The sequence below is a fragment of the Pseudophaeobacter leonis genome, assembly GCF_002087335.1.
Lineage (GTDB): Bacteria > Pseudomonadota > Alphaproteobacteria > Rhodobacterales > Rhodobacteraceae > Pseudophaeobacter > Pseudophaeobacter leonis.
Genome location: NZ_MWVJ01000088.1, coordinates 1 through 26,800 on the forward strand (window position 1 = coordinate 1; position 26,800 = coordinate 26,800).

At 58.7% G+C, this 26,800-nt stretch carries 21 protein-coding genes, 1 tRNA gene and 4 pseudogenes; 10 read left to right on the forward strand and 16 right to left on the reverse strand.

The features are described from left to right. Nucleotides 1-144: 144 nt before the first annotated feature. From msrQ to B4968_RS17675, 3 genes are all read right to left on the reverse strand, one after another. Entirely contained in the window at nucleotides 145-744 is a 600-nt protein-coding gene (gene msrQ, locus B4968_RS17665; RefSeq protein ID WP_083100717.1) for a protein-methionine-sulfoxide reductase heme-binding subunit MsrQ, read from the reverse strand. A gap of 168 nt (nucleotides 745-912) precedes the next feature. Then, nucleotides 913-1,824 carry a protein-methionine-sulfoxide reductase catalytic subunit MsrP gene (gene msrP, locus B4968_RS17670; RefSeq protein WP_083100718.1) on the reverse strand — a complete coding sequence of 304 codons (912 nt, stop codon included), beginning with the start codon at nucleotides 1,822-1,824 and terminating at the stop codon, nucleotides 913-915. Nucleotides 1,825-1,894: 70 nt separating this feature from the next. Next, nucleotides 1,895-3,385 carry an FMN-binding glutamate synthase family protein gene (locus tag B4968_RS17675; protein WP_083100719.1) on the reverse strand — a complete coding sequence of 497 codons (1,491 nt, stop codon included), beginning with the start codon at nucleotides 3,383-3,385 and terminating at the stop codon, nucleotides 1,895-1,897. Nucleotides 3,386-3,503: 118 nt separating this feature from the next. Between B4968_RS17675 and B4968_RS17680 the strand changes: the two genes are divergently transcribed. Beyond that, nucleotides 3,504-3,956, forward strand: a complete 453-nt coding sequence (locus B4968_RS17680) for a DUF302 domain-containing protein (protein ID WP_083100720.1) — start codon at nucleotides 3,504-3,506, stop codon at nucleotides 3,954-3,956. An 81-nt stretch (nucleotides 3,957-4,037) separates the two neighbouring features. Here B4968_RS17680 and B4968_RS17685 read toward each other — a convergent pair whose 3' ends face one another. Continuing rightward, on the reverse strand, nucleotides 4,038-4,481 hold the full coding sequence (locus tag B4968_RS17685) for a translation initiation factor 2 (RefSeq protein WP_193791589.1): 444 nt from the start codon (nucleotides 4,479-4,481) through the stop codon (nucleotides 4,038-4,040). Nucleotides 4,482-4,696: 215 nt separating this feature from the next. Further along, a pseudogene (clpB, locus tag B4968_RS17690) lies at nucleotides 4,697-7,316 on the reverse strand (ATP-dependent chaperone ClpB). Nucleotides 7,317-7,565: 249 nt separating this feature from the next. Here clpB and pyrF point away from each other — a divergent pair. Next, nucleotides 7,566-8,273 (forward strand): orotidine-5'-phosphate decarboxylase, encoded by a 708-nt coding sequence (gene pyrF, locus B4968_RS17695; protein WP_083100721.1) that lies wholly within the window; start codon nucleotides 7,566-7,568, stop codon nucleotides 8,271-8,273. Between the two features lie 475 nt (nucleotides 8,274-8,748). Here the strand turns inward: pyrF and B4968_RS17700 are convergent, their stop codons facing one another. Next, complete coding sequence (locus tag B4968_RS17700) at nucleotides 8,749-9,156, reverse strand: NUDIX domain-containing protein (RefSeq protein WP_139792897.1); 408 nt, start codon at nucleotides 9,154-9,156, stop codon at nucleotides 8,749-8,751. A gap of 99 nt (nucleotides 9,157-9,255) precedes the next feature. On the opposite strand from B4968_RS17700, the gene B4968_RS17705 reads away from it, so the two are divergent. Then, nucleotides 9,256-10,509 (forward strand): DNA polymerase IV, encoded by a 1,254-nt coding sequence (locus B4968_RS17705; RefSeq protein ID WP_083100722.1) that lies wholly within the window; start codon nucleotides 9,256-9,258, stop codon nucleotides 10,507-10,509. Nucleotides 10,510-10,579: 70 nt separating this feature from the next. On the opposite strand, the gene B4968_RS17710 is transcribed toward B4968_RS17705, so the two are convergent. Continuing rightward, the gene (locus tag B4968_RS17710) at nucleotides 10,580-11,440 is read right to left on the reverse strand and encodes an N-formylglutamate amidohydrolase (protein WP_083100723.1); all 861 of its coding nucleotides are present in this window, start codon (nucleotides 11,438-11,440) and stop codon (nucleotides 10,580-10,582) included. 158 nt (nucleotides 11,441-11,598) lie between these two features. Here B4968_RS17710 and B4968_RS17715 point away from each other — a divergent pair. The 5 genes and pseudogenes from B4968_RS17715 to B4968_RS17735 all read left to right on the forward strand — a co-directional run bounded on the left by B4968_RS17715 (nucleotide 11,599) and on the right by B4968_RS17735 (nucleotide 14,821). Then, nucleotides 11,599-11,673 (forward strand) — tRNA-Val (locus tag B4968_RS17715). Between the two features lie 80 nt (nucleotides 11,674-11,753). Next, nucleotides 11,754-11,879 (forward strand): type B 50S ribosomal protein L36, encoded by a 126-nt coding sequence (gene ykgO, locus B4968_RS17720; protein WP_008205324.1) that lies wholly within the window; start codon nucleotides 11,754-11,756, stop codon nucleotides 11,877-11,879. A 292-nt stretch (nucleotides 11,880-12,171) separates the two neighbouring features. After that, nucleotides 12,172-13,186: pseudogene (locus tag B4968_RS17725) on the forward strand (extracellular solute-binding protein). Between the two features lie 290 nt (nucleotides 13,187-13,476). Next, nucleotides 13,477-13,848 carry a GNAT family N-acetyltransferase gene (locus tag B4968_RS17730; RefSeq protein ID WP_241525827.1) on the forward strand — a complete coding sequence of 124 codons (372 nt, stop codon included), beginning with the start codon at nucleotides 13,477-13,479 and terminating at the stop codon, nucleotides 13,846-13,848. A gap of 106 nt (nucleotides 13,849-13,954) precedes the next feature. Beyond that, entirely contained in the window at nucleotides 13,955-14,821 is an 867-nt protein-coding gene (locus B4968_RS17735) for a CobW family GTP-binding protein (RefSeq protein WP_083100733.1), read from the forward strand. A 51-nt stretch (nucleotides 14,822-14,872) separates the two neighbouring features. Here the strand turns inward: B4968_RS17735 and B4968_RS17740 are convergent, their stop codons facing one another. From B4968_RS17740 to B4968_RS17775, 8 genes and pseudogenes are all read right to left on the reverse strand, one after another. Then, complete coding sequence (locus B4968_RS17740; RefSeq protein WP_083100724.1) at nucleotides 14,873-16,552, reverse strand: ABC transporter permease; 1,680 nt, start codon at nucleotides 16,550-16,552, stop codon at nucleotides 14,873-14,875. 223 nt (nucleotides 16,553-16,775) lie between these two features. Further along, on the reverse strand, nucleotides 16,776-17,993 hold the full coding sequence (locus B4968_RS17745; protein WP_083100725.1) for a phenylacetate--CoA ligase family protein: 1,218 nt from the start codon (nucleotides 17,991-17,993) through the stop codon (nucleotides 16,776-16,778). 18 nt (nucleotides 17,994-18,011) lie between these two features. Next, a complete protein-coding gene (locus B4968_RS17750; RefSeq protein WP_083100726.1) occupies nucleotides 18,012-18,848 on the reverse strand; it encodes an ABC transporter ATP-binding protein in 837 nt (278 codons plus the stop codon). A 145-nt stretch (nucleotides 18,849-18,993) separates the two neighbouring features. Beyond that, nucleotides 18,994-20,277, reverse strand: coding sequence for an ABC transporter substrate-binding protein (locus tag B4968_RS17755; RefSeq protein WP_083100727.1), 1,284 nt, complete (start codon nucleotides 20,275-20,277; stop codon nucleotides 18,994-18,996). A 95-nt stretch (nucleotides 20,278-20,372) separates the two neighbouring features. Continuing rightward, the gene (locus B4968_RS17760; RefSeq protein WP_083100728.1) at nucleotides 20,373-21,449 is read right to left on the reverse strand and encodes a branched-chain amino acid ABC transporter permease; all 1,077 of its coding nucleotides are present in this window, start codon (nucleotides 21,447-21,449) and stop codon (nucleotides 20,373-20,375) included. 2 nt (nucleotides 21,450-21,451) lie between these two features. Further along, the gene (locus tag B4968_RS17765; RefSeq protein ID WP_083100729.1) at nucleotides 21,452-21,706 is read right to left on the reverse strand and encodes a hypothetical protein; all 255 of its coding nucleotides are present in this window, start codon (nucleotides 21,704-21,706) and stop codon (nucleotides 21,452-21,454) included. 109 nt (nucleotides 21,707-21,815) lie between these two features. Beyond that, entirely contained in the window at nucleotides 21,816-22,811 is a 996-nt protein-coding gene (locus B4968_RS17770; protein WP_083100730.1) for a branched-chain amino acid ABC transporter permease, read from the reverse strand. 29 nt (nucleotides 22,812-22,840) lie between these two features. Next, nucleotides 22,841-23,658, reverse strand: a pseudogene (locus B4968_RS17775) (ABC transporter ATP-binding protein). Nucleotides 23,659-23,746: 88 nt separating this feature from the next. Between B4968_RS17775 and B4968_RS17780 the strand changes: the two are divergent. After that, nucleotides 23,747-23,932, forward strand: a complete 186-nt coding sequence (locus tag B4968_RS17780; RefSeq protein ID WP_083100731.1) for a hypothetical protein — start codon at nucleotides 23,747-23,749, stop codon at nucleotides 23,930-23,932. A 53-nt stretch (nucleotides 23,933-23,985) separates the two neighbouring features. Here B4968_RS17780 and B4968_RS17785 read toward each other — a convergent pair whose 3' ends face one another. After that, entirely contained in the window at nucleotides 23,986-25,950 is a 1,965-nt protein-coding gene (locus tag B4968_RS17785; RefSeq protein ID WP_083100732.1) for an AMP-binding protein, read from the reverse strand. Between the two features lie 292 nt (nucleotides 25,951-26,242). On the opposite strand from B4968_RS17785, the pseudogene B4968_RS17790 reads away from it, so the two are divergent. Next, nucleotides 26,243-26,800, forward strand: a pseudogene (locus B4968_RS17790) (PAS domain-containing protein); the annotation flags it as partial.

Here is a 26,800-nt window from a genome sequence, read left to right on the forward strand (position 1 = left end):
CTTAGTTTCAGCGCTATAGCCCAAAAATCATCAGGCCAAACAACAGAAAAAATGGAGCAAAGGCGCAAAAACGCGTCACCGGACAGGTCGGTGCAGCACGTCCGCCAGAATCCATCTCAAAGCCGTTGCTTAGAAAGGCGTTGCTTAGGCTGTGGCCCGCCGCCGTGAAGACGGAACCCGAAGAGCCAGCAGAGCGAGAATGGCCGCCAGGTAGATCAGCGGCTCAATCTGGAACCCCTTTGCCAACATCACATAGTGCAGCCCGCCCAGAATGGCCGCCGGATAGGTCAGAAGGTGAAGCCGCTTCCACCGGCGCCCCAATTTGCGCACTGAGAAATTGTTGGAGGTGAGCACCAGGGGCAGCATCAGCACAAAGGCAGCCATGCCAATCGTGATATAGGGACGCTTGGCGATGTCAGTCAGGATCTGTGACAGGATCTGCACATCCAGCACCAGCCAGACCAACAAGTGCAATGCCACATAGGAAAAGGTCAAAACACCAATGGCGCGGCGAAACTTTAGCAGGCTCAGGCCAGTAAGACGGCGCAGGGGTGTCACCGTCAGGCCAAGGATCACCAGTTGCAGAGCCCGCTCTCCCAGCTCGTGCTCAAGCGCCTTGACCGGATCTGGCCCCAAACCGCCCGTCAAACCCAGATACAACAGCCAGCACGGGTAAATCCCCCCCAACAGGTAGAGCACCCAAGGCGGCAGTCGACGCAGGAATTGATTGGTGAGGTTGATCATCGCGGCGTTGGTCCTGTTCTGCCTGTTCCTGCGCAACATACAAGGCCCTGCGACGCGCCAAAGATCAGCAGGAGGCCAGAGATCAGCAAGAGGATTGCAGGCGCGCGCAGCGCAGCGCCCCTGCCACGGCTTTGGTGATCACAGTATTTTCGATCTGAGTATTGATAGTCAGAAGTGTTTCGCCAAATCCATACCGTCATAGAGTGATGCAACCTCATCGCCGTAGCCATTGAACATCTGAGTGTCGGCGCGACTGGCAAAAAGCCCGCCGCCAATACGGCGCTCCGTGGCCTGGCTCCAGCGCGGATGTGAGACCTCGGGGTTCACATTACTGTAAAAGCCATACTCGCGGGCGTTGGCCATATTCCAGCTGGTTTGCGGCTCTGTATCGGTGAGAGTGATCCGCACAATGGATTTGATCGATTTAAAGCCGTATTTCCATGGCACCACCAGACGCAGCGGCGCACCGTTCTGGTTGGGCAGATCTTTGCCAAATATCCCCGTCGCCATCAGGGTCAAAGGGTGCAGGGCCTCATCCAGACGCAGCCCCTCGCGGTAGGGCCAGTCCAGCGCGCGATAGGCGGTGCCGGGCATCTCCGAGGGGCGATACAGGGTTTCAAAACCGACGTATTTTGCCCCCGCCTGCACACCTGCGAGGTTCAGCAGGTCTGCCAGCTCAAATCCGGTCCAGGGCACCACCATGGACCAGGCCTCAACACAGCGAAAGCGGTAGATGCGTTCCTCCAGGGTCATCTCGCTTAGGATCTGCTGAAAGTCATAGTCACCGGGGCGATCCACCAGACCGTCGATCTTGACGCTCCAGGGAGAGGTGGTCAGCTGGCCTGCGTATTTCGCAGGGTCGCCTTTGCCGGTGCCGAACTCATAATAGTTGCAGTAGGTGGTGACATCCTCCCAGGAGTTTGGCTCAAGCGTCTCGGCCTGTGCAGCCTGCGGCAGGCCGCCAATCCCGGCCAACCCCGCCATCCCGCCAATCCCGGCCATGATCTGACGACGGTTGAGAAAGGCGGCTTTTGGCGTCACATCAGCAGAAGTCAGGGTATTGGTCCAACGGCGGGCCATGGCACTCTCCTATAAATTGGCGTTTTATTTGGCTTACCGCAGGCGGGGCGTCAGGCCAAAACATATCCTGTCACGTCTGCGCGACCGCACTGTAACTTGGCATGATCTCATTCATTGGCCGCGACAGCCCGTTCTCTTGCATGATGCGCACATGACGACGGCGCAGCTTGCGCGGCTCGGTGACACCAACCGAATGGGCAATGGTCTCGACCTCATGGATGAGCTCTTGCGCGTAGCGCGCCACCCGTTTGTATTTGTCTTCGACCACCAGGCCCTTTTGGAAGCGAGGATCATGCGTGGTGATGCCGGTGGGGCAGGTGTTCTTGTTGCATTTAAGCGCCTGAATGCAGCCCAAAGAGAACATAAAGCCACGCGCCGAGGTGACAAAATCAGCGCCCGCAGCCAGCGCCCAGGCGACATCACCGGGATTGACCAGTTTGCCACTGGCGATCAGGCGGATGCGCTCGCTAAACCCGTATTCATCGCGCAGATTGCAGACCAGAGGCAGGGCTTCGCGCACCGACATTCCCACCAGATCGATCAAGGGCATCGGGGCGGCGCCCGTGCCACCTTCGCCGCCGTCAATGGTGATGAAATCCGGCGCATCATCAGGGCGTGCTGCCATATTGAAAAACATCTCGCGCGTCACCGCCTCGGATCCGACCACGGTCTTGATGCCAACCGGCTTGCCGGTGACCTCGCGCACATGGGCAATCATATCAAGCAGATCGTCAAAATCCGTCATTTCCGGATGCCGGTTGGGAGAGATACTGGCGACACCCTCGGGGATGCCACGGATCACGGCGATCTCGGCGCTGACCTTTTTGCCGGGCAGAATGCCGCCCTTGCCGGGCTTGGCGCCTTGCGACAGCTTCAGCTCGAACATCCGCACCGTGGGGTTGGCCGCGATCTGGCGCAGTTTTGCATCACTTAGCCCGCCTTCGGGATTGCGCACACCGTATTTGGCGGTGCCGATCTGAAACACCACATCACAGCCGCCCTCGAGGTGATAGGGGCTCAACCCGCCCTCGCCAGTGTTCAGCCAGACCCCGGCCTCACGCGCACCCCGGCTGAGAGCGCGCACCGCAGGCTTTGAGAGCGCGCCATAGCTCATCCCGGAAATATTAAAGAACGACGGCGCCAGATAGGGCACCCGAGCGCCCGCCCCAATCATCATGGGCTCGGAGCTGGCGTATTGGTCATCCAGCGGCGGAAACGGTGCGTTGACAAAGATCGCAGTGCCCGGCACCGAGGTGTTGCGGGTCGAGCCAAAGGCAACCGTATTGCCCGCTCCTTCGGCAGCACGTCCCACCCATTCGCGCTGCGCCCGGTTAAAGGGCATCTCTTCGCGGTCCATCGCAAAGAAATACTGCCGGAAGAACTCTCCCATTGTGCTGAACAGGTGCCGGAAGCGTCCCAAAACCGGATAGTTCCGCCGGATGGCATCCTGCGTCTGAAAACGGTCCACCACAAAGAGCACCAGGGCCAGCAGGGCCAGCGCTCCCAGCAGGAAAACAAAGCCAACGGCGAGAAATTCTATAGCCTTTGCTGCAAAACCCATGCAGAAACCCCTATATATAATTATGACAGGTGGCCCAGCGCTGCCCGTCTCTTGCCCCTAAACTGGGGGGGATGCTCCGATTGGGCAAGCCACTGCAGATCATATTGGGAGAAGTCAGATGAAATATTTCACCATTGCCACCAGCTGTGTCCTCGGCACCCTGCTGTTGTCCCCGGCACAGGTTCAGGCGCAAGACATGGTCAGCTTTGAAACCGGGCTGACCTATGACGATGTCACCTTTGGGGTGGAAAGCGCCATCACCGACCGGGGCTTTGTTGTGGATCACATCAGCCATGTGGGCGACATGCTTGAGCGCACCCGCGCCGATGTTGGCTCTGACGTGGTGTTGTTCCAGCAGGCGGACGTCTACTCGTTTTGCTCGGCCAAACTGTCGCGTCAGGTGATGGAAGCCGACCCGATGAATATCACCTTTTGTCCCTATAACATCTTTGTCGCCCAGCGCCCCGGCGAAGACCACGTCACCGTAGGGTTTCGCACCTTCCCTGCCGGAGAGATGCAGGTCATCCAAAACCTTTTGACTGAGATCGCACAGGAAGCAATCGAGGAGTAAGCCGTGCTCTAAACGAAAGGCCCACCAAAATTGGCGGGCCTTTTTCTCAAACAACGAAACACGCCGCCCGTATCAGACAGATCAGTTTTTGCGGGCGGCGTTCTTCTCTTTTTCGAGACGCAAAAACTCTGCAGCATTGATCTGCTCCGCTTGCGGCTTGGAAAAATCGGCGTGCACTGGGTTTGGAATATGGTCCAGAGACGAGCCGGGCGCCGCATCAATCCCAATGCCAATCACGCCACCTGCCAGAATATTGCCCGCCAAAGCTGCGCCGCCAGTTTCGCGCACCTGGGTTGAAACACTGATTGTCCGCGTCGCCGCCCCATGCCGGAAGGTCGCCATGAATTTTTGTTTACGCTCAATACGCAATATGCAGGGTGTCGTACACTGCATGCCGTTGCTTGTTTCAACCTTCAGCCCGGCCGGGTTGGATGTGAATTGCACATCTTCGCTGGTCCCTTTGGTCACAGTTGCGCAGGCAGAAAGGCTCAAAGCCGCGGTAGCAGCCAATACGAAAATCTTCACTTAAAAATCCTTTAGGTTTTTTTCTTCACAGAAAATACCCCCTAAAGGAGGTCTGAGATGGCTGTCAAGACGAGGCAGGGCCTCCGCTTTTTAACGCGCGATTTACGATTTGCACAAAACTGACGCCTGCATAAAACTGACACTCTGCGCAAAAAAGCCTGCCAAAAAGGCAGGCTTTCTCGTTTTTCAGTCTCGGCACGATCTCAGCAGGGAAATCAGTGCACGACCGCATCATCCGGCTTGGGCCGGTCGGAGGTGCCCAGCAGGTCGCCGATGATCAGGCCCTCACCCCCAGCCGATACAGGAATGATGTCGCCATCCTTGACCTCTCCGCTCAGGATCAGCTCGGCCAGCGGGTTCTGCAAGGCACGCTGGATCACCCGTTTGAGCGGCCGTGCGCCAAACACCGGATCATAGCCTTCATTCGCAAGCCAGGTCTTGGCATCGTCATCCAGCGTCAGGGAGATCTTGCGAGCCGCCAGACGCTTGGTCAGCAGACCAAGCTGGATATTGACGATACCGTCCATGTCACTGCGCGCCAGACGGTCAAAGATGATTGTCTCATCCAGACGGTTAAGGAACTCGGGGCGGAAATGTGCCCGCACCGCATCCATCACGTCGCGCTTGGCGGCAGAGGCATCCGCGCCTTCAGGCAGCTGGCTCAAGGCCTGCGCCCCAAGGTTCGAGGTCAGAATGATCAGCGTCTGCTTAAAGTTCACAGTCCGCCCCTGACCATCGGTCAGCATGCCGTCATCCAGAACCTGCAACAGCACGTTAAAGACATCCGGATGCGCCTTTTCGACCTCGTCGAACAGCACCACCTGATAGGGTCGGCGGCGCACTGCTTCTGTCAGAGAGCCCCCTTCCTCATAGCCAACATAGCCGGGAGGTGCACCGATCAGACGGGCCACGCTGTGTTTCTCCATGTATTCCGACATATCAATCCGCACCATGGCGTTGTCATCGTCGAACAGGAAGTTGGCCACAGCCTTGGTCAGCTCGGTTTTACCCACCACAGTTGGGCCCAAGGAACAGGAACGAGCCCAGAGGACGGTTCTCATCATTGAGGCCTGCGCGCGCCCGGCGGACCGCATTAGCCACCGCCGTTACCGGCGCGTTCTGACCAATGACGCGGGAATGCAGCTCATCTTCCATGCGCAGCAGCTTGTCGCGCTCACCTTCCAGCATCTTGGAGGTGGGAATGCCGGTCCAGCGCTCAACAACGCCCGCGATCTGCTCGGGACGCACGGCCTCTTCGACCATCACGCCCTGCTCTTCGCGACTTTCGGCCTCAGAGAGTTGCTTTTCCAGATTAGGAATGACGCCGTAAGACAGCTCACCAGCCCGGGCAAGATTTGCCTCGCGTTTGGCGATTTCCAGATCGGCACGTGCCCGGTCCAGCTGCTCTTTCAAATCGCGCGCACCAGCAAGCTTGTCGCGCTCGGCCTGCCACTGTGCCGTCATTTCGGCGGACTGCTCCTGCAGATCCGACAGCTCCTTTTGCAAGGCCTCAAGACGGTCCTTGGAGGCTGTGTCATCCTCAACCTTGAGGGCCTGTTCTTCGATCTGCATCTGCAGGATCTGACGGTCCAGCGCGTCGAGCTCTTCGGGTTTGCTGTCCACCTGCATCCGCAGACGGCTTGCGGCCTCATCCATCAGGTCGATGGCTTTGTCCGGCAAAAAGCGGTCGGTGATATAACGGTTCGACAGGGTCGCCGCCGCCACCAGCGCTGCATCTGCGATGCGCACCCCGTGATGCAGCTCATACTTTTCCTTGATGCCGCGCAGGATCGAGACGGTGTCTTCAACCGTCGGCTCCTGGATCACAACAGGCTGGAAACGACGCGCCAGCGCCGCGTCCTTTTCGACGTATTTGCGATACTCATCCAGAGTGGTGGCCCCGATGCAGTGCAGCTCACCGCGCGCCAGGGCCGGCTTGATCAGATTGGCCGCATCCATGGCGCCATCGGATTTACCCGCCCCAACAAGGGTGTGCATCTCGTCGATAAACAGGATGATTTCGCCTGCGGCCTCGGTGACCTCGGTCAGAACCGCCTTCAGGCGCTCTTCAAATTCACCGCGGTATTTCGCACCGGCAATCAGCGCGCCCATGTCCAGCGACAAAAGCTGCTTGTCGCGCAGGCTCTCCGGCACATCGCCATTGACGATACGCAGCGCCATGCCCTCGGCGATGGCGGTTTTACCCACACCCGGCTCACCAATCAGCACCGGATTGTTCTTGGTCCGGCGGCTCAACACCTGCATGGCGCGGCGGATTTCCTCGTCACGGCCAATGATAGGGTCGATTTTGCCTTCGCGGGCCGCCTCGGTCAGATCGCGGGCGTATTTCTTCAGCGCATCATAGCCTTCCTCGGCCGTGGCACTGTCAGCAGTGCGGCCTTTGCGGATGTCATTGATCGCTTCATTCAGTTTCTGCGCCGAGACCTCGCCTGCAGCCAGTGCATCCTTGGCCTTGGATTTGACCATGCACAGCGCCATCAGCACGCGCTCAACCGGCACAAAACTGTCGCCTGCCTTTTCCTCAATCTTTGCGGCTTCATCCAGCACTTTGGCAGTCTGGCTATCCAAATAGGTCTGAGCCGCATCACCGCTCACTTTGGGCAGCTTGGCAACAGCGGCCTCGACAGCCTCGACAACCTGAGCGGCATTGCCACCCGATTTGCCAATCAGGTTGCTCGCGAGCCCCTGGTCATCATCCATCAGTGCCTTAAGAAGGTGTTCCGGCATCATCCGCTGATGCTCTTCACGCATCGCAATGGTCTGCGCCGCCTGCACGAAACCCCGTGCCCGCTCGGTGAACTTGTTCAAGTCCATGTCTCTCTCCTTTTACAAGCGCCCGAATAGATGTGGTTGCGCCCGCTTTGCGGCACGCCCCGGTTCAGGCCTCAATGAATAATTTGGGAGGTCTTGCGGCCTCTTCAAGATCATACTGGCTGATATTTTCTGAAAAAACTCTGATATACGTCAATGTCATGCCCGGATGCCTTGTATTTTAGGCTTTCCCCGCTCTGGGCAGCGCAGTAGGAAAGCGCCATTCCCTCAGCCCTGATTCCGGAGATACCCATGTCCCAGACCACAGCCGACGACCGCCTGATTGTTGCCATGGATTTGCCAGATGCCCTCGCCGGGCTGAAGCTGGCCGAGCAGCTGGGCGATGCGGCCTCGTTCTACAAGATCGGCCTTGGCATGCTGACAGGTGGCGGTCTGGCCCTGGCCAATGAGCTGAAACAAGAGCTGGGCAAGCGTATTTTCCTCGACATGAAGCTGTTTGATATCGGGGCGACGGTTGAAAACGCGGTGCGCGGGCTGGCGCAGTTTGATCTCGATTTTCTAACCGTGCATGGGGATCCCTATGTGGTGCGCGCCGCCAAGGAAGGCGCTGCCGGCAAAGACATGAAGATCCTCGCCGTCACCATCCTCACCTCGCTGGATCGCGCTGATCTGGACGATGCGCTGATCAAAACCGGCGAGATCCGCGATCTGGTGCAGGAGCGGGCAGGCAAGGCTTTTGCCGCCGGCGCCGATGGGGTCATCGCCAGCCCGCAGGAGGCCGCGCTGATCCGCGCCCTGCCGGAAGCTGCCGGCAAGCTGATCGTCACCCCTGGCGTGCGCCCCACCGGCGCGGCCCTTGGCGATCAAAAACGGGTGGCGACCCCGGCTTCGGCCATTGCCGACGGAGCCGACCACATCGTTGTTGGCCGCCCTATCTGGCAGGCAACAGATCCCCGTGCCGCCACCCTTGCCATCCTGGATGAGCTAAAATCCCTATAAGGCTGCGACATGCCATTGAGGTGACAGCTTGGTTATTTTTACGGGTAAATTCGCAATTTTCGCGTCTTTTGCCCGTAAAATAGGCAGTTGCAGCAGTTTCACCTAACTGCTTACCAAAAGGTTAATCAAAAAATTAACCTTTTGCGCAGGTCGTTTTTCGCGCGGAAAAATCAACCGCGCGCCGCCTGCCCCTACGTCAAGACCATGTATTCAGATGATAAACTTCACGCACACTGCATCTCTGTGCCAAATCGTCACGTGACGCGAAAACCACAGGCGGCGGTTTAGCGCCCATAGAGATGAACGATGCAATTTGCGAAAACCAGCAAGATCGGTGATTCTGTCTAAGAGACACTCCCCTGACGAACTCCTCTTCCTGAGGTTCGTCTTCCTGCCCCCGCCACCGAGCGGGGGAATTTTTTCACAGCTCCAACACCCCTTTTATTGGCCTTTTGCTGGCAAACGCCGTTGGGTGTCACCCCTGCACATGATCCAGATAGTGCCGCAGCTGTTCGGCAAAATGCGGCACCGCACGGTCATGGGCACAATAGTCTCGGGGGTCCTCAACTGCCAGCACTGACCTTCCGACCCCAGCTTCACCTGCGCCACCAGATCCGGCCGGCTGGTGGCTGACAAAAAACCAGACGACTCCCCGTGGCCGCTGATAGCTTTTTGACCAGATGAGATCCGCCTTGGGGATCAATAGGCTGACTTCTTCAAACGTTTCGCGCAGCGCGCAGTCTTCGGGGCTTTCGCCTCCTTCGCGGCCGCCGCCCGGCAGATCCCAATAGCCAGGATAGGGGATATCCGGCTTGTCATCGCGTTTGATGACCAAAAGATCGCGCCCCAGGAACAGAGCCAGTTTTGCACCGGAAAAAGACATATTACATCACTTGATTGTTGCAAGCCCTACAGACAATTCAAAGCACGGCGCCTAAAATGCAGCCAAGCCCCCGCAAACAGATATAGCTCCCGCCACCCCATGCAAGCCCTATGCCGAGATTGCCTCAGTCAGATACCGCCCACGCGGCGCTGCCCCAACTGCGGCAGCCCGCGCATCACGCAGCATGCCGAACTGTTTTCCCTGCACATCGCGCATATGGACTGCGACGCCTTTTATGCCAGCGTTGAAAAACGCGACAATCCCGAATTGGCCAGCAAGCCGGTGATCATCGGCGGCGGCAAACGCGGCGTCGTCTCTACTGCCTGCTATGTGGCGCGCATTCGGGGCGTGCGCTCGGCGATGCCGATGTTTCAGGCCCTGAAGCTCTGCCCCGATGCGGTGGTGATCAAACCGCGCATGTCGGTCTATGTCGAGGTCAGCCGGGCGGTGCGCGCCCTGATGAACGAGCTGACGCCGGAAATCGAGCCGCTGTCGCTGGACGAGGCTTTTATGGATCTGTCCGGAACCGAAAAGCTGCATGGCTGCCCGCCTGCGGTGATGCTGGCGCGGCTGGTCAAACGCATGAAAGACGAGCAGGGCATTACCGGCTCCATCGGGCTGTCGCATAATAAATTCTTGGCCAAGGTGGCGTCTGATCTGGACAAGCCGCGCGGCTTTTCAGTGATCGGCAAGGCCGAGACCAGTGACTTTTTGCGCAACAAACCGGTAGGGCTGATCTGGGGCATTGGCCCTGCGGCACAGGCCTCGCTGGAAAAGGCCGGCATTCGCACCTTTGCCGATCTGTTGCGCTGGGAGCGGCAAGACCTCAACATCCGCTTTGGCGGCACCGGCGAACGGTTGTGGCATCTGGCGCGCGGCGAGGACCGCCGCCGCGTCTCTGCCAACGCGCCGGTAAAATCAATCTCCAAAGAGACCACATTTATGGAGGACACCGCCAGTCTGGAGGTGCTGGACGGCCACCTCTGGCGACTGGCCGAGCAGGTCGCCGATCGCGCCAAGGCCAAAGCCATGGCCGGGCGGGTGGTGACGCTGAAGTTGAAACGCGCCAATCACTCGGCGCTGACCCGGCGCATTTCGCTGCATAGCCCGACGCAACTGGCCGACATCATTTACCGCCAGAGCCGGGCGCTGCTGGACCAGATCGGCGATCAGGGCGCCTATCGCCTGCTGGGCTGCGGGATTTCTGATCTGGTGCCCGAACAGCAAGCCGACAGCAGTGGCGACCTCTTGGATCCTGAGGCTGGCAAACGGGCCCAGGCCGAGCGCGCCACAGATGCCATTCGCAAGAAATTCGGCGACAGCGCCATCCTCAAGGGCCGCGCCCTGCGCTAGCGATGCTGGCGAAAAGCCCGCGCGACCCGGTGGCCAGTCTACTTGGCGGCCAGTCTATTCAGCAGCCAGTCTATTCAGCAGCCAGGGGCATCTCTTCCTGGTCCATCAGGGCGATTTCAGCCGCCACCTGCCCCAACAGCTCTTTAAAGGCGAAAAAATCGCTGTTGGGCCGCACCCGGGCCTCGTCCATATAGAGAGAGCGGTCAATTTCCACCTGTACCGCGTGCTGGCCGCGCGACGGGCGGCCATAGGTCTGGGTGATATAGGCTCCGGCAAAAGGCGCGTTGCGCACAACCCGCAATCCGGCCCTGACAAAGGCGGCCTCGATCCGGTCCATCACCACCGCCGCCGCCGAAGAGCCAAACCTGTCGCCCAAAACCACCTCGGGCAGATTGGTGTGGCGCGCAGGCATTGTCGCGATGGCTTCATGCGGCATCGAGTGGCAATCGATCAGCACTGCTTGTCCAAATTTATCTTGTGCCTGCGTGAGCAACCCCTGCAAGGCATCGTGATAGGGATGCCAGAACTGGCTGATCCGCCGCTGCGCTTCCTGTCTTGGCAGTTTGCCCCGGTAAATGGCGCGGCCATTGGCCACCACGCGGGGAATCACCCCCAGCCCGGACGCCACCCGCGGGTTCTGGCTCCGGCGTGGAACATCTTCGATCAGCGCCGGATCCAGCTCTTCCGTCGCCCGGTTGAGATCCAGAAAGGCGCACGGCTTCACCGCCGCCAGCAAGGGAGCGCCGAATCTGGGAACATCGGCAAAGAGCTGATCCACAAAGGCATCTTCGGAACTGCGAATCTGCTGACCGTCGAGAATCGAAGCCTGCAAAAAGGTAGAATCGTAGTCAGAACCGCTATGCGGCGAGGCAAAAACCACCGGTGAGGTAAGGTTTTCTGGCATGCTGACGGAAAATGCGTGCTTTGACATAGGTGCTTCTGCCCTTGGTTTCCTGAAATCACCATAGAGCGAAAATTCTATAGCCAAAAGCTCTTGCGCCCCTTCGCGACTCTGATTATAGACCCCTTCACCGGCGCGGCTTTGCCCGTCCCAATCGTTTTTGGGGCACGAGGTCGCAAGGGTTTCATGGGCGCTTAGCTCAGCGGTAGAGCACTTCGTTGACATCGAAGGGGTCACAAGTTCGAACCTTGTAGTGCCCACCATGAATTCACTGTTTTGGCCAATTGGTCGAAACATCCGCAAACCCAGGCGCTGGTTCGCGCCGCAGAACAGGAGAATGACTATGAAAGTCAAGAATTCGCTCCGCTCGCTCAAGAACCGGCACCGTGATTGCCGCATTGTGCGTCGCAAAGGCCGCGTCTATGTGATCAACAAAACACAGCCGCGCTTCAAAGCACGTCAGGGCTGAGACTAAGATCTCGCTCTAAATGAAAAGGCCGCATCCCCGGGTGCGGTTTTTTTGTGTTTTCAGCGCAAAGGTTTTGAGCCCGCACCAAAGCTGCCGGTATTTCCCATCGCGCCCCGGTTTGCCGCGGGCGCCAGTTTTGGCGCGGGAGCCCGTTGGCGCCAGCGGAAGCCAGTTGGAGTCACACGCCTTTTTCCGATGGTTTTAGTCAGTTTCTATTTCCCTTGAGTGATTTTTCCTATAACTGACTAAATAAGTCAGAAACTACGCACGTAAATTGTAGATCGGAATCACTATGTTGAAAGCTACCACAATCCTCGCAGGCAGCCTTGTCGCCGCTCTCGCAACCTCGGCCGCTGCCGAAGGTGAGCTGAACCTCATTCTTCGCGTCACTACGACACCGACGAACGTCTCTACTCTGATTTCGAAGACGCCACCGGCATCACCATCAACCGGATCGAAGGCAAGGCAGATGAGCTGATCGCCCGGATGTCCGCTGAGGGTGCCAACTCGCCTGCTGATATTCTGTTGACTGTAGACACCTCTCGCCTGGCCCGCGCCAAAGATGCAGGCATTCTGCAGCCCATCGAGAGCGCCGTGCTGGAAAACAACATTCCCAGCTACCTGCAGGACGAAGACAACCAGTGGTTTGGCTTCTCGCAGCGTGCCCGCATCATCTTTTATGACAAAGCCGATGTCGCCAACCCGCCGCGCACCTATCTGGAACTGGCCGATCCCGCCTACAAAGGCCTGGTCTGCATCCGCTCTTCGACCAACACCTACAACCAGACCCTGCTGGCCTCGATCGTCACCCACCACAGTGCTGAAAAAGCCAAGGAATGGGCCACCGGAATGGTTGCCAACATGGCGCGTGCCCCCCAGGGCGGTGACACCGACCAGCTGCGCGGCATTATTTCCGGCGAATGCGAAATCTCTGTCGCCAACAGCTATTACTTTGCCCGTTCGATCCGCAAAGAGGTCAAAGGCCTGTCCGCTGACCGTGATATGATTGGCTGGATCTTCCCGTCGCAGAACGCTGAAGGCGCGCATATGAACCGCTCGGGTGGTGGCGTTGCAGCCCATGCACAAACCGCGACAATGCTGTGAAGTTCCTGGAATACCTCGCCTCTGATCAGGCGCAGCAGTATTTCTCGGTCGGCAATGACGAATTCCCTGCCGTACCCGGCGTTGGTCTGGCCCCAAGCATCGCCGCTCTGGGCAGCTTCAAGCCCGATGATGTCAATCTCTCTGAGGTTGCCAAGAACATCCCCACAGCGCAAAAAATCTTTAACGAGGCGGGCTGGGAGTAATCCTGCGCCCCGAAGCAACTGCATAAATTTCAGGCAAGGCGCGGGGAAACTCGCGCCTTTTCTGCGTCTTGTCGTGTCGCGTCGCAATTGCTGTCGCTAGATTTCCGTGAGTATTTTTCGCGGAGCATTGCCCATGTCAGCCCAACTTCGCCAGCTCTCGGGTGATGACCTGCAGGAGCACCTTGCAGCGCTCACCGATATTTTGGTCAAAACAGTAGAGGCCGGGGCCAGTGTCGGCTTTATCCTGCCGTTCCCCCCCGAAGAGGCCACCAGGTTTTTGGCAGAAAAAGGTGTTTGGCGCCGTTCAACGGGGCGATGTTCTGCTGTTTGGCGCCTTCATAGACGCGCAGCTACAGGGCACGGTGCAGCTGGGGCTGGCACTGCCACCCAATCAGCCCCACCGCGCTGATGTCGGCAAGCTGTTGGTCGATCCAACCGACCGCCGCGCCGGGCTGGGGCGCGCCCTAATGCAACATCTGGAAGCCAAAGCGCGGCATCTGGGCAAAACACTGCTGTTGCTGGACACGCGGTCTGGCGACCCGTCACAGCTGCTGTATGAAAGCCTCGGCTATCATACAGCAGGATCGGTGCCCGGGTTCTGCCGCCATCCCAGCACGCAGCAGTTTGAGCCAACCACATTCCTTTATAAAGCCCTGATTTAACGGGCTGGACCGCTGCAGTCCCAGTGCCTAAAGTCACGCAAAGACAGAGGGGGGCGGGGGCCAAAATGACCAACTATCAATGCAGTTTCTTTTTGCGCGGGGCGCGATGATGCGCCTGCCTGTGACTGTGCTCAGCGGCTATCTTGGCGCTGGCAAGACCACCTTGATCAATCGTCTGCTGGCCGAGGATCACGGCCTCAAACTGATGGTGGTGGTCAATGATTTTGGCGCCGTCAATATTGACGAGGCCCTGATCCAGTCTGAAGTGGGCGGCACCCTGGCGCTGACCAATGGCTGCGTCTGCTGCAGCATGGGGCAGGATCTGCAAATGGCGCTGCACCGCATTGCGCTGCAGCCTGATCGCCCGGATCACCTCTTGATTGAGGCCAGCGGCATCTCAGATCCGGCTGCGATTGCAGAGACCATCCAGTCCATGCCCGAGCTCAGCTATGGCGGCATTGTCTCGCTGGTGGATGCCCAGAACGCCGCCGCGCTTTTGGCGGATCCGGCCCAGGCGGCACTGGTGCGGCAACAGATCAACAGCGCCGATCTGGTTCTGGTGACCAAAACCGAGACACTGCCCGACGCCCTGCGGGCGCAACTGGTGCAGATCGGCGCACGGGGGTTGCGGCTGCTGGATGATACACCTCTGGCGAATCTGCTGTTTGATCTGCTGCCGTTGCCCAGGGGACGTACAGCCGTGGCGCATCCCGCCTTTACCACCTGGCAGTTTCAAAGCAGCACCCCACTGGACCGGCGCGCACTGGGCGACAAACTCGCGGCGCGTCCTGCCGGGCTTTATCGCATGAAGGGGTTTGTTCTCACCTCTGGCGGCGCCTATCAGCTGCATATCGTTGGCCAGAACGTCGAGGCCAAGCGCTGCGACGCGCTCGAAACCCAGCTGGTGGCCCTTGGCCCGCGCGACCAGATCAGCCGCGACCAAATCGACGCCTGGTGGACTGGGGCAGCTTAGATCCCGGCGCCCTAGGCAGTGTGTGCTGATATCAGCCCGGACGCGGCGCCGTTAGCGACGGCGCCCCACCTGACGAAAAATCAGGATCACCGGCAGCAGGCCCACGGCCATGATCACCAGCGAGGGCCCCGCCGCCCCCTCCAGTCGCTCGTCCGAGGCCAGCCGATAGGCCTGCACAGCCAGGGTGTCATAGTTGAAGGGGCGCATGATCAGCGTCGCTGGCAGGTCTTTCATCACATCGACAAAGACGATGAGCAGCGCCGTCAGCAGACTGGGCGTGAGCATCGGCAGATGCACGCGGCGCAGCATGCCAAACGGCCCCTGCCCCAGCGAGCGCGCTGCGGCATCCATATTGGCATGCACCGTGGACTGGCCGCTTTCATAGGCGCCAAGCGCTGCCGCCAGGAAGCGCACCATATAGGCGGCCACCAAAAGCCAAATCGAGCCGGTGATCAAAAGCCCTGTCCGGATCTCAAAATTTGCCCGCATCCAGGCATCAAAGGCGTTGTCAACGGCGGCAAAAGGCACCATCAGCCCCACCGCGATAACGCCCCCGGGCACCGCATAGCCCAGACGTGACATATAGGCGGCCGTCGCCGAAGGCCGCCCAGGGCGCAGGCGCTGATAAAACCCAAGACAGATCGCCGCCAGCACCGTGAGGCACGCCGCCAGCGTGGCCAGGGTGACCGAGTTCTGCAAAAAGCCGACATAGCGACGGCTCAACAGGTTTTGCTCGGACTGCAGCCCCATATTGAACAAGATAAAGACCGGCAGCAAAAAGCCCAAACAAACCGGCAAAGCACAGAGCACCCAGGCCCCAACCGCACGCGCGCCCTTGAGATCAGCCGGCGCCATCGCGGCATGTTGCTTGCCTGCCTGATGATAGCGCGCCTTGCCGCGCGTGGAGCGCTCAACCAGTGCCAGCACCAGCGCAAAGCTGAGAAGGCACAGGGCCAGCTGCGCCGCGCCGGCGCGGTCTCCCATGGAAAACCAGCTGGTATAGATCCCTGGGGCAAAGGTCTGGACGCCAAAATAGGAGACCGTGCCAAAATCGGCGAGGGTCTCCATCACCGCCAGCAACACGCCAGAGGCAATGGCCGGGCGCGCCATCGGCAGGCTGACCCGCCAAAAGGCCTCAAAGGCGCTTTTCCCCAGCGCCCGCGCCGCCAGAAACGCGCCGCCGGTTTGCTGAAGAAATGCGGCCCGCGCCAGAAGATAGACATAGGGGTACAGCACCAGAACCAGCATCATCGCCGCACCACCCAGAGAGCGGATCTCGGGGAACCAATAGTCGCGCGGCCCCCAGCCGGTCACCTGTCGCAGGCTGCTTTGAACGATGCCGGGGTGGTCGAGCACATAGGTATAGGCATAGGCCAGCACATAGGCCGGAAAGGCCAGCGGCAGGATCAGCGCCACTTCAAAAATGCGCACGCCGGGAAACCGTGTCATGGTGACCAGCCAGGCGGCCCCCACCCCAACCATCAGCGTGCCGGCCGAGACCAGCGCCACAAGGCCAAGGGTGGTCAGCGCATAGCGGGGCAACACGGGCTCTGCCAGATGCCGGATGGTTTCGGTGCCCCCCGTCACGGCCGCAAGCCCAACCGCAACCATCGGCAGGATGCAGGCGAGCGCCACGCACCAGGCCAGAAAGGAAAAGACTCCGGTTCCGGATTTACGGGAGCGGCGTCTGCCCTTTGGGGCGTAGTCTTCGGTTTGGCTCACGGCAGTCATCCGTCCGGCTCTTGGCTGTTTCCCCCTTATGCGATCATTTTGGTCGGAAACTCCAGTGTGAAACCAGTGTGAAACCTGTCACAGCCACCAAAGCCGCCCGGTTTGACGCAGCTCCTTGCCAAAAAGAAACCCCCGAGAGCCAAAAGGCATCCCGGAGGGAAGATACACCAGCAAAGGGTGCGGCGATCACGGCGGCGCTCTCAGCGAGCGCGGCGCAAGGTGTCTAGTCGTAGCTGCGCTGGTCTTCGATCACCAGACCGTCTTTGGGCAGGGTGCCAGGCGAGACCACTTCGATACGGCCCTTGAGCTTGAGAACTTCGATCACCGATTTGCCAAAACTGATCTCGTCACCAGAGGTGGCTTCGATCTGAACGGTCATGGTATCCATTTCGCCGTCGCGCGCCGCGATAACGCGGGCCTTGACGATCTCATGGTGTTTTCCAACCAGCGAGGCAACCTGCTCGGGGCGGACAAACATGCCCTTGATCTTGGTGGTCTGATCCGCACGACCCATCCAGCCTTTGATCCGCATATTGGTCCGACCGCAGGGAGAGACCCCCGGCAGCATCGCCGAAAGATCCCCGGTGGCAAAGCGCACAAGGGGGTAGTCCGGGTTTAGCGTGGTCACCACGACCTCGCCCACCTCTCCGGGGGCAACTGGCGTGCCGGTGCCGGGTGTAACGATCTCGACGATGACCCTTTCATCGACGATCATGCCCTCCATCGCGGCACTCTCATAGGCAATATTGCCCAGGTCCGCCGTGGCATAGCTTTGCAGGCAGGTGATGCCACGATCGGCATATTCCTGACGCAGCGACGGGAACAGCGCGCCGCCACCAACAGCCGCTTTGGTAAAGCCAAGGGTGATCCCCATGCTGTCGGCCTTATCCAATATGAACTTCAGGTAGTCGGGGGTGCCGGCATAGGCGGTGGCGCCAACATCGCGCGCGGCAGTCACCTGAAGTTCGGTCTGGCCAGTCCCCGCAGGCAGCACGGCCGCCCCCACGGCGCGGGCGCCGTTTTCAAAGATCATGCCGGCGGGCGTCAGATGGTAGCCAAAGCAGTTTTGCACCACATCGCCCTGGCCAATGCCAACCGCGTGCAAAAACCGCCCCATGCGCCACCAGTCATGATCAACGCCACCGGGCTCATAGATCGGGCCGGGGGATTGAAACACATGCGCAAAGCCAGAGGCGGGTTTCACCGTGAAACCCCCAAAGGGCGCATTGCCGCCCTGCGCTTTGCTGAGGTCAGATTTACGCAACACCGGCAAAGCGCTCAGGCTCGCCGCCGAGGTAATTGCGCTTGCCTCAACCCCAGCCAGGCTGCCGGCGTAGCCAGCGGCGCTTTGGGCCAGGGCAATCTGCGCGGGCAAAGCTGCGGCGAGATCGCTGGCGCGCTGGTCGTCGGAGCGCGTTTCTAGGCTATCAAAATAGGTCATATGCTCACCATCACTCCCTTAGCTCAACCACCGCTTACGGCGGCGATACGAGCGCACATCACGGAAGCTTTTGCGCCCCTCGTCTGACATGCCAAGGTAAAATTCTTTAACATCAGGGTTTTCGCGCAACTCAGCGGCGGGACCATCCATCACCACCCGGCCAGATTCCAGAATATAGCCATAGTGGGCATAACGCAGCGCCACATTGGTGTTCTGTTCGGCCAACAGGAAGGTCACGCCCTCTTTTTCATTGATCGATTTCACGATCTCAAAGATCTGCTCAACCAGCTGCGGCGCCAGCCCCATTGAAGGCTCGTCCAGCAGAATGGTTTCCGGGCGGCTCATCAAAGCGCGCCCCATGGCGACCATCTGCTGTTCCCCACCAGAGGTATAGCCGGCCTGGCTTTTGCGGCGCTCTTTCAGGCGGGGGAAATAGGTGTAGACCATCTCAAGGTCTTTTTGAATATCAGCCTTGCTGTCCGAGCGGGTATAGGCGCCGGTCAGCAGGTTTTCTTCCACGGTCAGGTGCTCAAAGCAATGCCGACCCTCCATCACCTGGATCACGCCATTGCGCACCAGTTCAGCAGGATCCGCGTCGTGTACATCCCTGCCACGGTATTTCACCGACCCCTTGGTCACCTCGCCGCGCTCCGAGCGCAGCAGGTTGGAGATCGCCTTTAGCGTGGTGGTCTTACCGGCTCCATTGCCGCCCAGAAGGGCCGTGATGCCGCCTTTGGGAACATTGAGGCTGACGCCCTTCAGAACCAGGATCACGTGATTGTAGATCACCTCGATATTGTTGACCTCAAGCAGGGTCTCGGCCTGCACATCAGTGGTGTTGGCTGCATCCAGCATCAAAGCTTGTCCTCATGCGGTTCAGGGCGCTTTAACGGCGCGGCCCGGTCTGTTCGGGGTGGCGCGGCAGCAAGCCGCCGCGCCGGATTAAGGCCCGACCCCACAAAACTGCAGGATCGGAAAAAAGTGCTTACTTACACTGGGCTTACTTACACTGGGATTCGATGTTGTTTTCCGCAGCATAAGACGCCGAGTCAGCGTCGATCAGCGGTTTGATCACATCGGTGTCCGTTTTCTGGAAGTCAGCAATCAGGCTCCAAGTTTTGGACTCGGCGTTCCACTGGGTCACACCAACCAAGCCGGGGCCACCGTGGTTTTCACAGGACACGTTGAAGGAAGGACCAAAGTAAGGCATGCCAAGCGCGGACATACGGGCTTCGGGCATTTCCAGGGCTTCCATACCATCGCGCATCATCGCCGGGGTGATGTCGGCTGTGCCGTGGATTTCCTGAGCGGTCTTGGCAGCTTCTACTGCCAGCATCGCCGCGTAGAGGCCACGGTTATACAAGACGTTGCCGACCTGGTCGCCAGCACCGGCGGCCTTGCCTGCATCAACAACATATTTCTGAATGTCGTCAAACACCGGGAAGTCACGGCCAACGTTGTGGAAGGTTACAGCCCTGCAGCCATCTGCAGCAGCACCAGCGGACAGCACGTCATGCTCGGCACCGGACCACCAGACACCAATGAAGTTTTCCATTGGGAAGCGGATGTTTGCAGCTTCCTGAATGGCAACCTGGTTCATCACGCCCCAGCCCCACATCATGACAAAGTCAGGACGCTCGCGGCGGATCTGCAGCCACTGGGATTTCTGCTCCTGACCTGGGTGGTCAACAGGCAGGGTGGTCAGCTCAAAGCCATGCTTTACAGACAGCTCTTCCAGGGTACGGATAGGCTCTTTGCCGTAGGCAGAGTTGTGGAAAACCAGAGCGATTTTCTTGCCTTTGAGGTCGCCACCGTTTTCGTCCAGCAGGTAGTTGATGATACCCGAGGCGCCATCCCAGTAGTTTGCAGGATAGTTGAACACGTTGCCAAAGACCTTACCGTTGGCAGCCGAGGTCCGGCCATAGCCCATGGTGTGCAGCGGGATGCCGTCAGCCGCGGTTTTTGGGATCAGCTGATAGGTGATACCGGTGGAGAGCGGTTGATACACCAGGGCGCCTTCGCCTTTGGTGGATTCGTAGCATTCCACACCTTTTTCGGTGTTATAGCCGGTTTCGCATTCGATCAGCTTGGTCATCACGCCGCCAACGCCGCCATCACGCTCGTTTACGAGGGTGAAATAGTCAGCATAGCCATCCGCAAACGGGATACCGCCCGCAGCATAGGGGCCAGTCCGGTAGCTCAGCGATGGGAACACCAGGTCCGCCATTACCGGGCCCGCAGCCATCACGGCGCCCAGCGCCAGAGTAGTCAGTTTCAGTTTCATCGGGTTATTCCTCCCTTGGTCTTATCCGATAGTCGTCTCATAGGCGGCGCTTGGGTATTGCTCTTATCACCGCCGTCGTTCTGGGTCCTCACCGCCTAGTGCGGGAAGGGCCATAGTCTCAGTTTTTCTTTGGTAACGCGCCAGAGCTGTGCCAGCCCATGCGGCTCTACGATCAGGAACACTACGATCAGCCCGCCGACAATCACCAGCTGGAAATGCGCCACAATATCTGGGGGCCACCCCAGCACATCAACGCCAACAACCTTTAGAACCACTGGCAAAAGCACCAGGAAGGCTGCACCGGCAAAAGAGCCAAAAATGGATCCCAAACCGCCAATGATCACCATGAACAGGACCAGGAAGGATTTGGTGATGCCAAAAGCCTCACCCACCTCAACCGCGCCCAGATAGATGGCAAAGAACAAAGCACCCGACACGCCGATAAAGAAGCCGGATACCGCAAAGGCGGTCAGCTTGGCTTTCAGCGGGTTCACCCCGATGATTTCAGCGGCAATATCCATATCGCGGATCGCCATCCAGCTGCGGCCCACGGTGCCACGGGTCAGGTTGCGGGCAACCAGCGCGCAGAGCGTCAGGAAAATCAGGCAGAACAGATAGGTCGCCCAGGCCGGAGCATTGGGACCGGTGATGACAATGCCAAACACATCCCGCTCGGGGGCGTTGATCTGGCCCGAGGCAGAGTAGTTGTAAAACCACGGCACCCGGTTGAACAGCCAGACCAGAAAGAACTGTGCCGCCAGCGTCGCCACCGCGAGATAGAACCCTTTGATGCGCAGGCTTGGCAGGCCAAACAGCACGCAGACCAGCCCGGTCACACCGCCCGCCAGCAGAACATGCACAAACATGCTCACTTCGGGGAAGGCGGTCATCAGCTTGTAGCAGGCATAGGCCCCCACCGCCATGAAACCACCGGTACCAAGGCTCACCTGGCCGCAATAGCCAACCAGAATATTGAGGCCGATCGCTGCGATCGAATAGATCAGAAAGGGCAGCAGGATGGCATTGGCCCAGTAGTCATTGATGGTGAAAGGAATGACCAGAAAGGCGAAGGCCAGCACCATGTAGTACCGATACCGATCGAACTTGATCGGAAAGGTCTGGCTGTCCTCTTCATAGGAAACTTTAAAGTCCCCGGCTTCGCGATAGAACATGCTTAGATGCTCCCCTGTTGCTGCGCGCGGTTACGGTCCACTGCGCTTATTTGATTGGATTTTCGCGCATACCCGCTCAGCTCGGCCGACCGGGCCAGACGCAGATAGGCGATGATGCCGGTAAAGAGACCCGTGGCCGCCAGCAAAGAGGCTGTCACGACCTGCGCCTCAGAAAAACCTTCGGCGCTGAGGGCCAGGTATCCAAAGGCCCAGAAGCCGGACCAGGCAATCACGTTGATGATAGCGATGAGCTTCATCTGGCATTCTCTCCTTTGCGATGCGCCAAGCAAAACTGGCGCGTCGCTGCGGGGTCTCTTGCTGCGCCCCCATCCAACTTTGTGCAGGGGCGCGGTCTTTGTCAGGGGGTCAGACCCTTTCGATGATCTTCTCGCCAAACAGACCCTGCGGTCTGAACACCAGGAAGAGCAGCGCCAGCACATAGGCGAACCAGTTCTCGGTAGCGCCGCCCACCAAGGGGCCGATGGCAAATTCAAACATCTTCTCGCCGACACCGATGATCAGGCCGCCAACAATGGCACCGGGGATCGAGGTAAAGCCCCCCAGCATCAGAACCGGCAGCGCCTTGAGAGCGATCAGCGACAGTGCGAACTGCACGCCCGATTTTGTGCCCCAGACGATCCCGGCCACCAGAGCGACAAAGCCCGCAACCGACCAGACCAGCACCCAGATGAAGTTCAGCGAGATGCCAACCGACAGAGCTGCCTGATGATCATCCGCCACAGCCCGCATGGCGCGGCCCTGTTTGGTATACTGGGCAAACAGCACCAGACCCGTCACCAGCAAGGCGGCAATCGCGGTAGCAACGATATCGAGATTGTCGATGAAGAAGCCGTAGAAATTGTCAGAGCCAAGGCCCGCGGTCATGTCTTCGATCCAGAAGGAGCCACCCTGGGGCAGGCCCACGTCCAGCGTCTTGATCTCAGAGCCCCACATAAGGTCCGAGAAGCCTTCGAGAAAATAGGCCAGACCAATGGTCGCCATGAACAGGATGATCGGCTCTTGCCCCACCAGATGGCGCATCACGATGCGCTGCACCAGCCAGGCAAAGAGCACCATGACACCCACGGTCAGAAGGATCGCCAGCAGCGCCGGCACATGCCAGCCAAAATGATGCACCTCGGTGCCAAACATCGCATTGATGATATGGCTGAAGGGCACCTGCCCCTCCATGATGCCCACCAGGGTCATGGCGGCAAACAGCGCCATAACGCCCTGGGCGTAGTTGAAAATGCCAGAGGCCTTGTAGATCAGCACGAAACCCAGCGCCACCAGCGCATAGAGCACCCCGGCCATCAGCCCGTTGAAGAAGACTTCGGTTGCAAAAAGAAACTGGTCAGACATCAGTCACTCTCCTCATATCTGTCAGAACTTTAGTCATGTGCAACACCCAGGTAGGCGTCGATCACAGCTTGGTTGTTGCGCACCTCATCCGGTGTGCCATCGCCAATTTTCTTGCCGTAATCCATCACCTCCACACGGTCGCTCAGGTCCATGACACGCCCATATCGTGTTCGATCAGGGCGATGGTGGTGCCAAATTCGTCGTTCACATCCAGGATAAAGCGGGACATGTCCTCTTTTTCCTCGACGTTCATGCCGGCCATCGGCTCATCCAGCAGCAAGAGCTTGGGCTCGGCCGCCAGAGCGCGGGCCAGTTCGACACGCTTTTTCAAACCATAAGGCAGGCGTCCCACCGGAGTTTTGCGGATGTGCTGAATTTCAAGAAAGTCGATCACTTTCTCGGCCACTTCGCGATTGGCGGTTTCTTCCTTCTCGGCCTTCCCCTTCCACAGAGCCTGCTGAAACAGACCCGTTTTCATGTGGTTGAGGCGCCCGGTCATCACGTTGTCCAGAACGGTCATCCCCTCAAACAGGGCGATGTTCTGAAAGGTGCGCGCGATGCCCTGCTGTGCCACCTCATAGGGGCGCATCTGAGGGCGGGGTTTGCCGTGGAACTCAACGGTGCCTTCCTGTGGCACGTAAAAGCCCGAGATGACGTTGAGCATCGAGGATTTTCCGGCGCCGTTGGGGCCGATGATCGCACGAATCTCGCCTTCGCGAATATCAAAGGAGATATCCTTGATGGCAACAACACCGCCAAACCGCAGGGTGATGTTCTTCATTTCCATCACCACGCCGCCAATGGTGCGACCATCTTCGGTGACATAGCTATCGGATTGGTCAAGCATGACTGACGTCTCCATTATTCCGCCACATTAAAGAATTAAGATCTCTGTGTGACACTTGGTAAAGTTGAGTAGCAAGGAGATCCCTGCAATGTTTAGTGAGTTCGAGCATACCTGCCTGTTGAAGATGGCCTTTGAATGCAAACGCAAAGGCCTGTCCCCATCCGAAAGCCGCACCTCGATCAATTTGCGAACCCGTGGGTTCAGCGCGCCCCTGATGATCCGCCAGGTCGTCCATACCGCCTTCCATCCCGAGCACTGCCCCGATCTCGTCTGAGACCGGACCAGGGGATGCACATAGCGTGAGGCGACAATCTGAGTGCCTGTTGCTCATTCTGCGGCCACCCTGTGCTGAACACCGGCTGCGAGATCCGCATCAATAATGGTGAGCGTCGCACTGATCGCGCCTTTGCGACCATCCTCGTAGGTCACTTCCGTTGTGGTCGAGATCTGGCCTGATCCGTCATACAGCGCGGTCAGGATATCAGAGAATTTCTCTTCGACGATACGACGCCGCACCTTACCCGTCCGGGTCATCTCACCATCATCCGCATCCAGCTGTTTGTGCAGGATGACAAAGCGGTGCACCTGACAGCCCGACAGCATCTTGTCTTCGGCTACAGATTTGTTCACCTCAGAGACATGCTCTTGAATCGACTGCAGAACCTTTGGGTGCGCGGTCAGCTCCTGATAGGATGCATAGGCAATATTGTTGCGCTCAGCCCAGTTGCCCACCGCCGAAAGGTCGATGTTGATAAAGGCAACGCAACGGTCCTTACCATTGCCAAACAGCACAGCCTCAAGGATATCGGGATAGAACTTGAGTTTGTTCTCGACAAATTTGGGAGCAAACATGCCGCCGTCCGCCATTTTGCCAACGTCTTTGGCCCGGTCGATAATGCGCAGATGGCCAGAGTCTTCTTCAAAGAAGCCCGCATCCCCTGTTGCGACCCAGCCTTCAGGGTCTTTGGTATCGGCGGTGCTTTCGGGGTTTTTGTAGTATTCCACAAAAGTACCTGGCGAGCGGTAGAAGATTTCGCCCTTTTCCGAGATGCGGATTTCCACATCCGGCGCCGGGACACCAACCGTGTCGGCCCGTACTTCGCCATCCGGCTGCACCGTGATGAAAACAGTCGCCTCGGTCTGACCATAGAGCTGTTTGAGGTTGATCCCAAGCGAGCGGTAAAACTCAAAAATCTCGGGGCCAATGGCTTCGCCGGCAGTGTAGCCCACGCGCACATTGCCAAAGCCCAGCGTGTCTTTCAGCGGGCCATAGACCAGCTTGTCGCCCAGCGCGTATTTCATCCGGTCCATCAGGCCAACGGGCTTGCCGTCGAGAATGCTGGGGCCAACCTTTTTGGCATGCGCCATAAAGTGATGGAACATCTTGCGCTTGAGACTACCCGCGTCTTCCATGCGGATCATCACATTGGTCAGCTGGGTTTCAAACACCCGCGGAGGCGCAAAATAGTAGCTGGGGCCGATCTCACGCAGATCGGTCATCATGGTCTCGGGGCTTTCGGGGCAGTTGACGCAGAACCCGGCCCAATAGGCCTGACCGATTGAGAAGATGAAATCGCCAACCCAGGCCATCGGCAGATAGGCGAGGATCTCATCACTCTGTTTCAGTTTGTCGAACTCGCAGGCGTTTTTGGCGCTCTCAATGATATTGCGGTTCGACAGGACCACGCCTTTAGGCTTCCCGGTGGTGCCCGAGGTATAGAGCATCACGCAGGTGCTGTCGTATGTCAGCTTGGCGCGGCGCTCCTGCAGATCGGTGATCCACTCATCATAGGCGGCGCGACCCTGGTTTTGCACATGGGAATACTCATGCAGCGCGTGGTGGTCATATTTGCGCAATCCGCGCGGGTCGAGATAGATCATATGCTCGAACTGGTGCAATTGCTCCTGCACCTCGATCACCTTGTCGACCTGTTCCTGATCTGCGGCGATCACAAAACGGGCGCCACAGTGGTCCAGCACATAGGCCATCTCTTCGGCGTTGGCATCCTGGTACAGCGGCACCGGAATTGCACCGACGGACTGGGCAGCAACCATCGACCAATACATATAGGGACGGTTGCCGCCGATGATGGCGATAAAGTCGCCCTCATTCACACCAAGATTGATCAGACCAAGCGCCAGAGCCTCGATCTCCTTGGCGGCTTGCGCCCAGGTCCAGCACTGCCAAATGCCAAATTCTTTTTCCCGGTAGGCCGGCTTATCACCGAATTCCGAAACGTTGCGTTCAAGCAGCGCCGGCAGGGAGAGTTTCCCTGCAGCGCCTGACTGCATCTGAGCCAATGTTCTTTCTCCTCCCTTTCCGGCCTTCTGTGGCCGGCGGATCGCTGTCACACGATTCTGGTCCCCATTAGGAACTGCAGCATGCTAGCGGGTCAACTTTTTCGTGAAGTTTTCACAAATCTAACGAATTGTAACAGGATGACATTTGCCCAGATCTCCCCTGTACCAGGTTTTCGCGGGTCCCGAATTTGGCAAGGCAGTTTCTGTCAAAGCCGCGAGGCTGCCTCTTTGCCATCCAGCGCTACGGTGATAGCCATGCCTGCAAGAGGGGCGCGGGGGAGCCATGAACAGATCCGACAAAACACACCCGGCAATGACCACGGCCGGGCTCAACCTGATTGCTCAGGCGATCTCGATCTATGACAGCGATTTGCGGCTGGCCGTCTGCAACAATCGCTTTCAGGAAATGTTCAACCTGCCCGATGCCCTGGTCACGCCAGGGGCGCGCTTTGACGAAACCATCCCCATATCGCCACCAGCGGCGAATACGGCCCGGTGGATGACATCGAAGAGTTTGTCACCGCCCGGGTCAATCAGGCCCTGGCGTTTGAGCCGCATTACCTTGAGCGCACCCGCGCCAATGGTCAGGTGATCTCGATCGAAGGCGCGCCGCTGCCACAGGGCGGCTGGGTTGCCGTCTATACCGACATCAGCCGCGCCAAACGGGTTGAGCAATTGCTGCGGGCTCGTTCCGAGGAGATGTCAGACCGGCTGATTTCCCACACCGAAGAGCTTTCGGCCACCAACCGCAAACTGGCCGCCACCATCAACGCGCTGGAAGAGGCCAAGCGGCAGCTGACCGAGATCGAAGGCCGCACCCGCCTCACCACCGAGATGATTC